Annotated in this window: 11 protein-coding genes; 4 read left to right on the top strand and 7 right to left on the bottom strand. The window is 51.9% G+C overall.

Annotated features, from left to right (window positions below):
- The first annotated feature begins 319 nt into the window (after positions 1–319).
- The 3 genes from EPD17_RS03185 to EPD17_RS03175 all read left to right on the top strand — a co-directional run bounded on the left by EPD17_RS03185 (position 320) and on the right by EPD17_RS03175 (position 4012).
- Positions 320–2755, top strand: a complete 2436-nt coding sequence (locus tag EPD17_RS03185) for a TonB-dependent receptor (protein ID WP_204743269.1) — start codon at positions 320–322, stop codon at positions 2753–2755.
- 123 nt (positions 2756–2878) lie between these two features.
- On the top strand, positions 2879–3292 hold the full coding sequence (locus EPD17_RS03180) for a response regulator (protein WP_132051706.1): 414 nt from the start codon (positions 2879–2881) through the stop codon (positions 3290–3292).
- A 111-nt stretch (positions 3293–3403) separates the two neighbouring features.
- Entirely contained in the window at positions 3404–4012 is a 609-nt protein-coding gene (locus EPD17_RS03175; protein WP_114234781.1) for an L-threonylcarbamoyladenylate synthase, read from the top strand.
- A 645-nt stretch (positions 4013–4657) separates the two neighbouring features.
- On the opposite strand, the gene EPD17_RS03170 is transcribed toward EPD17_RS03175, so the two are convergent.
- The 5 genes from EPD17_RS03170 to paaA all read right to left on the bottom strand — a co-directional run bounded on the left by EPD17_RS03170 (position 4658) and on the right by paaA (position 8233).
- Entirely contained in the window at positions 4658–5269 is a 612-nt protein-coding gene (locus EPD17_RS03170; protein ID WP_132051704.1) for a ribonuclease HII, read from the bottom strand.
- Positions 5270–5359: 90 nt separating this feature from the next.
- Positions 5360–5884, bottom strand: coding sequence for a 1,2-phenylacetyl-CoA epoxidase subunit PaaD (gene paaD / locus EPD17_RS03165; protein ID WP_132051702.1), 525 nt, complete (start codon positions 5882–5884; stop codon positions 5360–5362).
- A gap of 13 nt (positions 5885–5897) precedes the next feature.
- The gene (paaC, locus tag EPD17_RS03160) at positions 5898–6719 is read right to left on the bottom strand and encodes a 1,2-phenylacetyl-CoA epoxidase subunit PaaC (RefSeq protein WP_132051700.1); all 822 of its coding nucleotides are present in this window, start codon (positions 6717–6719) and stop codon (positions 5898–5900) included.
- Positions 6720–6777: 58 nt separating this feature from the next.
- The gene (gene paaB / locus EPD17_RS20170) at positions 6778–7197 is read right to left on the bottom strand and encodes a 1,2-phenylacetyl-CoA epoxidase subunit PaaB (RefSeq protein WP_132051698.1); all 420 of its coding nucleotides are present in this window, start codon (positions 7195–7197) and stop codon (positions 6778–6780) included.
- A gap of 88 nt (positions 7198–7285) precedes the next feature.
- Complete coding sequence (gene paaA / locus EPD17_RS03150; RefSeq protein ID WP_132051696.1) at positions 7286–8233, bottom strand: 1,2-phenylacetyl-CoA epoxidase subunit PaaA; 948 nt, start codon at positions 8231–8233, stop codon at positions 7286–7288.
- 214 nt (positions 8234–8447) lie between these two features.
- Between paaA and EPD17_RS03145 the strand changes: the two genes are divergently transcribed.
- Positions 8448–9926: a glycoside hydrolase family 30 protein gene (locus tag EPD17_RS03145; protein ID WP_240040726.1), complete on the top strand. Its 1479-nt coding sequence runs from the start codon at positions 8448–8450 to the stop codon at positions 9924–9926.
- A gap of 149 nt (positions 9927–10075) precedes the next feature.
- On the opposite strand, the gene paaE is transcribed toward EPD17_RS03145, so the two are convergent.
- Positions 10076–11155, bottom strand: a complete 1080-nt coding sequence (gene paaE, locus EPD17_RS03140; RefSeq protein ID WP_132051694.1) for a 1,2-phenylacetyl-CoA epoxidase subunit PaaE — start codon at positions 11153–11155, stop codon at positions 10076–10078.
- 251 nt (positions 11156–11406) lie between these two features.
- Positions 11407–12357, bottom strand: coding sequence for a c-type cytochrome (locus EPD17_RS03135; RefSeq protein ID WP_132051692.1), 951 nt, complete (start codon positions 12355–12357; stop codon positions 11407–11409).
- Positions 12358–12619 lie beyond the last annotated feature (262 nt).

Here is a 12619-nt window from a genome sequence, read left to right as displayed (position 1 = left end):
TTCCCTGATGCAACTTGTACGACTGTAGTGAAGTGCTGCAGATCATTATTCAGCAAGCAGTCAGTGTTTTTTTAAATAAAGCATCAAATAAAAGGCACTAAGCTTGGAACATCATTTTTTCTCACGCTGTACATTCCTCGCATTTTCTAAACAGCTCACCTGACACATCTCAACCCCTACCACGCCACACAACCAAACCGGTCTTCCTAAATTTGCGACCGTACAGTCAGGCATTAAATTGGTTAAATAAAGGCTGTTTCCTTTTTCCTGTTCAACTTTTACAGCACAGCATTGTTGCATTGTTCAGCAAATGAATATCATGAGGTCTTTTTTACTTATCCTGTTTTTATTTCCTTTGTTATTACAGGCACAAACCGAGGGCATACTGCGTGGTTCGGTAGTGAATAAAAATACCTTGCAGCCGCTCACCGGCGCATCGGTACAAATTAACGGCGGCCCCGGCGCTGTTACTGATAGCTTGGGTCGTTTTCGCATCCAACTGCCGGTGGGCAGCTACGGCCTTACGGCCACAGCCGTGGGTTACCGGCCGCAAAGCCTGTTCAACCTGGTGGTTACATCGGGTAACGAAATTGAAGTAACCGTAGAACTGGAAAGTGCAGCTACCGAACTGACCGGTGTAACGGTGCGGAGTAACCGCCGTACGGCAAGAGCCGCTACGCTGGAAAGCCCGCTGAGCATCCAGCGCCTCACGGCCGAAGAGATCCGGAGCAACCCTGGCGGCAACTTCGACATCAGCCGGGTGATCCAAACCCTGCCCGGAGTGGGCGGTACATCTGGTTCGGTGGGCGGTTTCAGAAACGATATCATCATCCGGGGCGGCGCACCCAACGAAAACGTATTTTACCTCGATGGCATTGAAATCCCCAACATTAACCACTTTGCCACACAAGGCAGCGGCGGTGGCCCCACGGGCATCCTCAACGTATCGTTTATCGAAGATGTAAAACTGAGCACTTCGGCTTTTGATGCCCGCTACGATAATGCGCTTTCTTCTGTGTTTCAGTTCAGGCAGATAAACGGCAACCCGCGCCGGGTGCAGGGCAATTTTCGCCTCAGCGCCACCGAGCTGGCCGCCACGCTGGAAGGGCCCATCAAACAGGAAAAAACAACTTTTCTTGCATCGGCGCGGCGTTCCTATTTGCAATTTTTATTTAAAGCCATTGACCTGCCCATCAGGCCCAACTACTGGGACTTCCAGGCAAAGATCACACACCGCATCGATCCCAAAACCACGCTTACTTTTCTGGGCGTAGGCGCTATTGATGAATTTTCGTTTGCGGCTCCCCGTGAGGCTACGCCGGAAAAACTGTATGTCATCAACTCCAATCCCAATATTGAGCAATGGAGCTACACGGTGGGTGCCACGCTGCGCCGCCAGATCAACAACGGGTTCTGGAACCTGGCTCTTAGCCGCAACACGTTAAACAACAGCCTGGACCAGTTTGAAAACAACCGCAACCCCATCGAATCGGAACGCAACCTGAGGGTGCGGTCGCAGGAGGCCGAAACCAAGCTGCGCTACGACTGGAACAAAACCATCGGCGCCTGGAAATGGGCTTGGGGTGGCGTGGCACAGGTAGCCGATTTTCAAAACAACACATTCAGCCGTTTCCGCAAAGCCTTGTACGACGAAAGCGGTAACCTGGTGCAGCCCGAGCAAACGGCCAATTTCACTTCGCCCATCAAGCCGTTTTTGCGCTATGGTGTATTTGCACAAGCAGGCCGCCGCCTGTTTGATGACCGTGTAGGCATCAGCATGGGCGTTCGGGCCGATGGCAACACGTTTACCACCAATGGCGCCAACCCGCTACGCACTTTTTCGCCACGGGTGGCGCTGAGCTATGTGCTGGCCGACAAATGGACCTGGAACTCGTCGGTGGGCCGCTACTACCGCATTGCGCCGTACACCGTTCTGGGCTTTGCCGATAACAACGGCAACCTGGTAAATAAAGGCGCCGATTATACACGCAGCGACCACTACGTAACCGGCATCGAATTTTTGCCCACCGATGCTACCCGCATTACGCTGGAGGGTTTTTATAAGCGCTACGCAAATGTGCCCGTTTCAATCCGCTATGGTATTTCGCTGGCCAACCTGGGTGGCGATTTTGGCGTGCTGGGTAACGAAGCTGTGGAAACGAACGGTAAGGGCAAGGCGTATGGTTTTGAATTTTTTGCGCAGCAAAAACTGACCAAGCAATTTTTTGGTATCATCAGCTACACGTATTTCAAAAGCCTGTACAGCGGCCGCAACGGCGTGTTTGTGCCCAGTGCCTGGGAAAATACACACCTGCTGAGCACTACGCTGGGCTACAAGCTGCCGCGCAACTGGGAGCTGGGCCTGCGCTTCCGTTACCAGGGTGGTGTTCCATATACCCCGTTCGATTTGGTGGCTTCGCAGCGCAACTACCTGTCGCTGGGCTCGGGCCTGCTTGATTATGCGCAACTAAACACACTGCGCCTGAAAGCATTTCATGCAGCCGATATCCGCATCGACAAAAAATGGAACTTCCCGAGCTGGACGCTGGACCTGTTTCTGGACCTGAGTAATTTTTACCGCGCCGTGCAGCCATCGTACCCGCGTTTTACATTTACCCGAAATGCAGACAACACCGCTTTTGTAACAACCGATGGTACCGCGGTAAAACCCGATGGCAGCAATGCCGTACCGCTGCTGTTGCGCGAAGACGATGGTAACATCACGCCTACATTCGGGTTTATTATTGCGTTTTAAAATGGCAACGGACAATTTTATTTAAACACCATTTTGCTTGTTTGAGGGTTCATTTTCAAGCAAGTGCAGAAAGTGGCACACCATTTTCCTTAAAAACTGCGCAGCACAGCCTGCGCTTTTTTTATGGCTAAATCAACCATTTTATACGCAGAAGACGACTTGGATGACCTCTACATTGTGGAGCAGGCGTTTGCACCGTTTGCCGACCAGATCAACCTGGTGCATGTTACCGATGGCGGCAGTGCGCTTTCGTGCCTTGACCGGCTGTGTGCAGGCGGGCAGGAACCTTGCCTGGTACTGCTCGACATCAACATGCCGGTAATGGACGGTTGGGAGGCGCTGCAAAGTATTCGCCGGTCGGATGCAACCAGCCACTTGCCGGTAGCTGTGTTTACCACATCTTGTCGCGATGCGGATGCGGAGCTGGCCAAGCAATGGAATGCACGGTTTTTTACCAAGCCCGTTTCGTTCGATGATTTGCAGCACCTGGCCAGCACCTTTATCAATATGTGCCGGCAAAAAGCTGCCGGTAAATAAATGTATTTGCGCCGGTGGCTTGTTGTCAGTATGTTGATTATTGGCTAGCGAGCTGCCGGTTGTTTTATATGCATCTTTGTCCATCCAATTGCTTACTTAAAAATTACCCTCATGCTCATACATGTGCACCCGCAAAACCCGCAGCCGCGTTTGCTGCGCCAGATAGCCGACGTGCTGCGGTCGGGCGGTGTTATTATTTACCCCACCGATACCATTTATGGCCTGGGCTGCGATATTCAACAGCAAAAAGCGGTGGAACGCATTTGCCGCATCAAAGGCGTTGACCCCAACAAAGCGCAGCTTTCTTTTGTGTGCCACGACCTGAGCCACCTGAGCGGCTATGCCAAGCAATTGGGCACGCCGGTGTACCGCACCCTGAAGCAGTACCTGCCGGGGCCTTACACGTTTATTTTGGGTGCCAGCAAACAGGTGCCCAAAATGCTGAAAACCCGCAAAGACACGGTGGGCATCCGGGTGCCGGATAATGCCATTGCCCGCTGCATTGTAGAGGAACTGGGCAACCCCATATTGAGCGCCTCATTGCCCGGCGAATACGTGGAGGAGTATACCGACCCGGAGATCATTCATGACAAGTTTGGCAACCTGGTGGACCTGGTGATTGACGGTGGTATTGGTGGCATTGTGCCTTCGACTGTGGTGGATTTTACCTCGGATGAACCGGAGCTAATACGGCTGGGCGCAGGCGAATGGAATGGATAGGGAATTTTGAACAGAAGAACAAGGAACAGACGAATGATGAAGTTTGGTAAGAATATGGAACAAGGAATATAGAATAAAGAAGGGAACAGCCGGCGGTAGAAAATTATGAATGAGGAATGATGAGTGATGAATTGGTGCGTCGGGCGATCAAAAGGGAAGTATATTTTCAAACGAAGTTGGTCATCACAAAATAATGTGGTGGGCATAGCCCACACCTATTGGTAGCAAAGCATTTACAATGAAATTATTTTGGGCGTAGCCCAAACCTGTGCCCAATTTTTACCCAGCATCTCGCGGTTACAGGGTTGATCTACGATCAACAGGAAAATTGAAAATGATGATGATTGTTTTGCTACAAACAGGATTGGGCTACGCCCAAAAATAATTATATGTTTTGCCGCACTGATAAGCAACCGACAGTGACTGATTAAAGCCTTTCACAACGGTATTGCACGGAGCCACACAACTGCAGCATCAATCATAAAAATCTTGCTCCACCACACAAATCACCGGTCACAAAAACACCGCCCAACATGAGCGGTGCCTTTGTTAACCTTCAACCATTCTTTTACAGCAGATCGTGTGATGTGCAGCAAAATGATAGACAATACATCCACTGCTATCCGCTGCTTCGTATAAAAAATTTTAACAACCATCTTTCGGCAATGGTTCAGTAGTGGTGTAATCGAGCCGGAACGAACGGCGGTGGTAAGTGCAGGGACCATGCAAGTTTAGTGCCTGCCGGTGGTCTTTGGTGGCATAGCCTTTATTTTTTCTCCAGCCATATTGCGGAAATTGATCGTGCAGGCCGTTCATAAAATCGTCGCGGTAAGTTTTGGCCAACACCGATGCCGCCGCAATGGATGCATACTTGCCATCGCCGCCCACAATACACTGGTGCGGAATAAACGGGTATGGGGTAAAACGGTTGCCGTCAATGAGCAACAGGCCGGGTTTGGTAAGCAACTGCTCCACCGCAAGGTGCATGCATTTAAATGAAGCCTTTAAAATATTGATCGCATCAATTTGCTCATGATCAAGGCTGGCAACGGCCCAGGCAATGGCTTGCTGTTCAATGATGGGCCGCAGCGTATAGCGGTCCTTTTCACTCAACTGTTTGGAATCGTTGAGCAATGGGTGGTAAAAATCGTGTGGCAAAATAACAGCCGCCGCAAACACCGGCCCGGCCAGGCATCCGCGGCCCGCTTCATCGCACCCGGCTTCGGTGAGGGTGGTTTGGAAATAGGGTTGCAGCATTTTGAAGTCAAAAGTAAAAATTCAAAAGTCAAAAATGTGATTTGAATTGGTTGACCCTTTTTGCCTTTTTACTTTTAATATTTTACTTGCTCAATGGCATTTAAAATAATCAAAAGCTTCCCTGCAATCGTTGCAGCGGTACAGCGCTTTGCAGGCTGTGGAGCCAAATTGTGAGATTAATTCGGTGTGATAAGAATTGCAGCGCGGGCATTGAATGGTTTCATCGGAAAATAAATCCATGTTGCACACCTGCGGCTTGTAATGCGGTGGCACAATGCCAAATGCTTTTAATTTTTCCTTTCCCTTTTCGCTCATCCAGTCGGTGGTCCATGCGGGTGAAAGTTGTTGGGTAATATGCACGTTTCGAAAACCTCGTTCAATCAGTTTTAGCCGAATGTCCATACTGATGGTGTCCATTGCAGGACAGCCCGAATAAGTGGGTGTGATCACGATGCGGATCGTCTGGCCCACTTCCGTGTTTTCCAACACCACATCCCGCACAATACCCAAATCAATGATGGAAAGCACCGGCACTTCTGGGTCTTTTACTTCCTCAAGTATCGGCCAGATCTGGGCCGCATCAACTGCTTTTATATCGTGTGATAAAAAATTCATGTGCACTCATTTGCTACCATGCGGCATTGGGATAAGCCCGTTGCAAAAACTGCATTTCGGCCAGCAGGTAACCCATATGCTCGGTATGTTTTCGCTCTTTGCCACCCTGTTGAAAGGGAGTTGTTTCCGGAACGGTTAGGCCTGCCTGTTCAAATACCGTCTCGATTGTTTGCAGCCACTGGTCTTTGATGCGCTGCATGTGCACAACAATGCCGGTTTGCGCTGCATCACGTTCAAGGCCAGTTTCGGTAAACAGTTCGCCGGTAAAGGGCCATAGTTCCTGCATTGCATCCTTGATGCGGCGGTTGCTTTCATCAGTACCATCACCCAACCGGATCACCCACTCCGAGCTCCAGCGCAGGTGATAAGCCACTTCCTTCAACGATTTTTCGGCTATGCCTGCTAGTTGGTAATCGTTGCATTGCAGCATTTGGTTGTACAGGGCTTTTTGATAAGAACTGAAAAAGCACTGACGTAAAATGGTAAACGCCCAATCGCCCTTTGGCAATTCGGTGATCAGCAGATTGAGGTACTGGCGTTCATCACGCAAAAAAGCAAGGTCATCTTCCTGCAGTTCACGGCCATAAGCCTTCCACGACCGGGGTAACAAATGATCAACCGATGCTTTTGCATCATTATCCATTTCATTGTACAAGGCCGCAGCATGTGCATACAGGTTTCGGGCCTGGCCAACCAGGTCCAGCGAAATATTGGTGAGGGCAATATCCTGCTCCAGCGCCGGCCCGTGGCCGGTCCACTCCGCATTGCGCTGGCCCAGTATCAGCGCATTGTCGGCCAAGTGCAACAGGTAAGAAAAATGCGTATAATTTGACAAGCGTAGAGTTTAAAAAGTTCCAAATCCAATAATCCAAACGAAATCTGTCCATCCCCGATTACATATGCCCCACTTCGTCGGGCAGGTCATAAAATGTTGGATGGCGATACACTTTGTCGTTGGCGGGTTCGTAAAAACTTTCCGCATCATCGGGGTTCGATGCATGGATGTACCGGCTTTCCACCACCCAAATGCTCACCCCTTCAAGTCGGCGGGTATATACATCACGGGCATTTTCAATAGCCATCTGCGCATCGGCTGCATGCAGCGAGCCCACATGTTTATGATCGAGGCCCTGCTTGCTGCGGATGAACACTTCCCAAAGCGGCCACTCGGCCCCACCCCGGCCCTCCCCGGCGCGGGGGGCGTTTTGAAGACCTCCACTCTGGCTGTTTTTATCTGATACGTTCGGCATATCTCCGCCGCCTTTGATGGCGTCGTAATCGCCGTAATAATATTTGATTATTGATTGGTTCATTGTTGCTGTTTTACTTGTAGCTAATTACTGAAACGCAGCCTTTTCTTCGTGCTCCTTCCATTCTTCGTGCCTTCGTGGTTCAAAAACCTCACGCAGCCTGCAAACTCTTTCGCTCCGCCCTTTTCCTTGCATGCGCCACCGCGGCCTCCCGCACCCAGGCGCCATCTTCCCAAGCCTTGCGGCGTGCATCCAACCGCTCCTTATTGCAAGGACCGTTGCCGCTCACTACCTGCCAAAACTCGGCCCAGTTGATTGTTCCAAAATCATAATGCTTGCGTTCTTCGTTCCATTTCAGGTCGGGGTCGGGCAGGGTAAGGCCCAGCACCTTTGCCTGCTCGGCAATCATGTCCACAAAGCGCTGGCGCAACTCGTCGTTCGAAAACCGTTTGATCTTCCACTTCATGCTGGCCTCCGTGTTGGTGCTGTCGCTGTCGTGCGGGCCAAACATCATCAGGCTAGGCCACCACCAGCGGTTCAGGGCATCCTGCGCCATGGCTTTTTGCTCCGGCGTGCCCTGGCACAGCACCAGCAGGCTTTCAAAGCCCTGGCGCTGGTGAAAACTTTCTTCTTTACACACCCGTATCATGGCGCGGCTATACGGCCCGTACGATGCACGGCACAGCGGCACCTGGTTCATGATGGCGGCACCATCTACCAGCCAGCCAATGGCGCCCATATCGGCCCAGGTTAGCGTGGGATAATTAAAAATGGAAGAATATTTGGCCTTGCCGCTGTGCAGCTGCTCAATCATTTCATCGCGGCTGATGCCAAGGGTTTCGGCAGCGCTGTACAGGTACAGCCCATGGCCGGCTTCGTCCTGCACTTTGGCCAGCAGTATTTGTTTGCGTTTAAGCGAAGGTGCCCGGCTGATCCAGTTGCCTTCGGGCAGCATGCCCACAATTTCGCTGTGCGCATGTTGCGAAATCTGGCGGATAAGCGTTTGGCGGTACTTTTCCGGCATCCAGTCTTTGGGCTCAATGCGGATTTCCGCATCAATCTTTTCCTGGAAAAGTTGTTCGGGTGGGGGTACAAGCATGTGCAATCGTTTGTCACCAAATGTACAAAATAGGGGCCTGATGGTTGGCAAGGGTATGGTAAAGTTGGTTGTTGCAATTTTTATGTAGCCGGCTGCAGCAACATCATTCAGCACCGGTTGCGTCGCACTCTTGTGCGGCTGTATCGCTAGTCGGCAACGGATCTGCCATTTTTCCCGTATTACTGCTGTAGCTTCGCCTTTCAAACCTAGCCGTATGAAGCACCCGATTCAACAACGCGTTTGGCAACTGCTGGCATTGTTTACCGTGATCATGGTTTGCACTGCGGCCAGCTGCAAAAAAACCGGCAGCACTGCCCAACCCGAAACACCGCAACCGCCCACCACGCCGGGTACACCTACCGGCGCCGAAGTTGCCTTTTGGCTTACCACCGGCAACCGCACCACCGAATTTAAAGAACAGCCCAAGCCACGGTTTGGCGCCACGCCGGCTACCGGCCAGGCAGTGATTGATGTGTCCGGCACCCAAACCTACCAGCAAATGGATGGTTTTGGTTTTACCCTTACCGGCGGCAGTGCCCAGCACCTCATCCGCATGTCGGCACCGGCCCGGGCAGCCATCCTCCGCGAACTGTTTGATACCACCGGCAGCAACATCGGCATCTCGTACCTGCGGTTGAGCATTGGCGCATCCGACCTGAACGAAACCGTTTTTTCGTACAATGACCTGCCCGCTGGCGAAACCGACCCGGAAATAAAGAAGTTTGATTTTGGCCCCGACAAGCAGGACGTGCTGCCGGTACTGAAAGAGATTCTGGCCATCAACCCAAAGATCATCATCATGGGTTCGCCGTGGTCGCCGCCGGTATGGATGAAAGACAACGGCGATACCCGTGGCGGATCGCTCAAGCCCGAGTGGTACGATGCCTATGCCCGCTACCTGATTCGCTACATCCAGGAAATGAAAAAAGAGGGTGTTCGCATCGACGCCATTACCATCCAAAACGAGCCGCTGCACCCCGGCAATAATCCCAGCCTCCTGATGACCGCAGCGCAACAGGCAGCATTTATCAAGCAAAGCTTGGGACCGCAGTTTAAAGCAGCCGGCATTGATACAAAGATCATTATCTACGACCACAATGCCGACCGCCCCGATTACCCGCTGGCCATCCTCAACGATCCCGAAGCCAAGAAGTATGTAGACGGCTCCGCATTTCACCTGTATGCGGGCCCCATCACGGCATTGGGCCAGGTGCACGACGCCCACCCCGACAAGCATATCTATTTTACCGAACAATGGATTGGTGCACCGGGCAATTTTTCGGAAGACCTGAAATGGCATATCCGCACCCTGATTGTAGGCGCCACCCGCAACTGGGCCCGCAATGTGCTGCAATGGAACCTGGCCAACGGCCCCGATAACAAGCCGCACACCGACCGCGGCGGCTGCACGGCCTGCCTCGGCGGCATTACCATCAGCGGCGATGCCGTTACCCGCAACCCTGCTTATTACATTGTGGCGCATGCCGCCAAATTTGTGCGGCCCGGTTCGGTGCGGGTGGGCTCCAACGAAATCGGCGGGCTGCCCAACGTAGCCTTTCGCCGCCCCGATGGCAAGCATGTGCTGGTTGTTTTGAATGACGGCACTGCTGCGCGGAGTTTTGGCATCCGCCACAAAGGGCAAACAGCGCTGGCAACTTTGGAAGCCGGCGCAGTGGGCACGTTTGTGTGGTAGGGCAAACAGATGATGGATGATAGATGGTAGATGATAGTAGCTTATAAAAACGACAGAGGCCGCTGATTTTTCAGCGGCCTCTGTCGTTTTTATAAGCACTCTTTAAAACTCTTTGCTCTACCATCATCCACCATCTATCAACCATTATCTTACTTCGCATCAAAATCCACCACCACGCTGTCCGTTGTGGGATGGCTTTGGCAAGTGAGGATAAAGCCGGCTGCAATTTCATCGGGCTCGAGGCCCCAGGCGGCATCCATATGCACAGCCCCTTCCAGCAGGCGGGCCTTGCAGGTGCAGCACACACCGCCTTTACAGGCATAGGGCAGATCTGCTCCCTGTTGCAGTGCCGCATCCAGTATGCTCTCGCCTTCTTTTGCCAGACCAAACTGAAAGCTGTGGCCATCCACCGTTACCTGCACAGTAGCATGCGGACCAGTAGGACTTTCAGATTGCGGATTGCGGATTGCGGATTTTTGGGTTTGTCCCGGGATGGTGAATAACTCGAAATGAATATTGGCTGCCGCTACACCCCGCTCCTGCAGCACATCCCGAACGGTAAAGATCAATTCCTCGGGGCCGCACAAAAAGAAGGCGCTGGCTGTTTTTGGATCGATCAGTTTGTCCAGTAAAAATTCCGTTTTTTCCCGGTCGATGCGGCCGCTGTTCAGTGGCGTTTCCACCTGTTCGCGGCTGAGGATATGGTACACCCGGAACCGGTGCAAGAATTTGTCCTTTAAAGCTTCCAGTTCTTCTTTAAAAATAATGCTGCCCCGGTTGCGGTTGCCGTACACCAGCGTAAAAGTGCTGTGGGGATCGGTGTGCAGTGCTGTTTTTATCAGCGACAAAATTGGCGTGATGCCACTGCCGGCGGCAAATGCCACGTAGTTTTTTGCCCCGCCTGCGCTGATTGCTGCGCCAAATTTGCCAATGGGCGGCATTACTTCCACCACGTCGCCAGCCTTTAGCGCTTCATTTGCCCAAGTGGAAAAAACACCACCCGCTACTTTTTTAACCGCAATGCGCAACTCGCCATCGAGCGGGCTGCTGCAGATAGAATAGTTGCGGCGCAGTTCCTGTCCATGCAGCGTGGTGCGAATGGTGAGGCTTTGGCCCGGCGCAAAACGAAACGTTGGTTGCAGGTCATCAGGAACATGGAAAACAATGGAAACACATTCGTCGGTTTCGCGGCGTACGGAGGCAACCTTCAGGGGGTGAAAGTGGATCATAATAAAAGCAATCGTAAGCCGTAAAGATAGGCTTCGCTGCTTTTTGGCCCGAAAAGAGCAAACCGGTGAAAGGCTGTTTGCCCCACCGGTTTTGCTTTTTCAAGCTCCTGTTTGTAGTTGTTTTTAAAAATGAGACCGATGATGTGATGGCCATCCCGATAATTTAGCAATTCAATTTTTGGGCTTGAATCAGTCTTCATCGGGATGACACGCAAAATGTTTGTATAAATGCGGCCAGCTTTGAAAATAGCTTATTGCCGTTCCACTTTGTTTTGAATTTTGGGTAATGTTTTCAGGTAAGCGTAAATGGCCTTTGCTTCGCCGTCAGTTAGGTAGGTGTACGGCATCATGGGCTCACGCAGGGCCTGGCCTTGCGGGGTGCGGCCATATTTCAGGGCCAGCACAAACTGGTCTTCGGTCCAGTGACCAATGCCCGTTTGCTCGTCCATGGTAATGTTGCGGGTATAAATGGCCTGCCCGCTGGCATTCAGCATTTTATTGCCGCCGCCAAAATAACCGGCCGATTTTTCGGGCTCGTCGTAGTTGTTTTTGGCAAAATCCTGCGAGTGGCAGCTAAAGCACTCCAGTTGGTCCACCGCCAGGTAACGGCCCCAGGCAATCGTGTTCGAAGTATCGGGTTGGGCCACCGGGGTGGCAGGTACGCTGCCGGGTTTCATAGCGTTGATGGTGGACAGGAACTTGGCCAGCAGCGAATATTTGGAATCGGGGTGGCGGGTATCGTCCGCTTTCACCCAGGGATCTTCGGAGCGCAAGAAGGCCACAATAGATTGCAGGTCTTCGTCGGAGGCATGGCTCAGTTTGGCCATAACGGGCAAAAACGTACCATCGGGTTTGATGCCGGTGCGCAGTAGGTAAATCAGTTCTCCATCGGTCCATTTACCAATACCCAGCTCGGGGTGTTGCGTGATGTTTTTTGAATAAATGGTGCCAAACTGCGGCACATCACTCATGAGCCTGCCGGTAAGGCGGTTGGTGTTCGGATCGAGGTGGCAGCCATTGCACAACATAGCCGACAGCTTATGGCCCTGTGCAATCCGTTCGGGGGTGGCCACTACTTTGGTTTCGGTAATTTTTGGTTCGTAACTGGGGATGCCGCGGATGGCAATAAAGGCTACAAAAGCACCTACTAGCACCACAATGGCGGCCAGCAGGTACAATGCATACCGCAGGAGTTTTTTCATATGCAGTTAAATTTTCATGACAAAATATAAAAGCCCGTGGTGATTCAAAAGCGCAGCAGCCAAATATTATGTGATTGGCGCATAGCATTGGAGCGGCGGCAAGGTGCGGGGCGCAAAAGCCTTTTTGGGCCAAGGCCAAAATGCTGTAGGTTTGCACCCCGTAAACAGTATAGGAATATCGAAGAAAGCGGCCCGAACGGCGCAGCATCAGAAAAAAGGTTCAGTACCGCCGGGCATAACCGGTATTCATATTTTGGTTCAC

The organism is Pseudocnuella soli (genome assembly GCF_004347775.1).
Classification (GTDB): Bacteria; Bacteroidota; Bacteroidia; order Chitinophagales; family Chitinophagaceae; genus Flavisolibacter; species Flavisolibacter aquaticus.
Note: the sequence above shows the minus strand (reverse complement) of the source record. Positions and strands in the feature narration are given on the sequence as shown.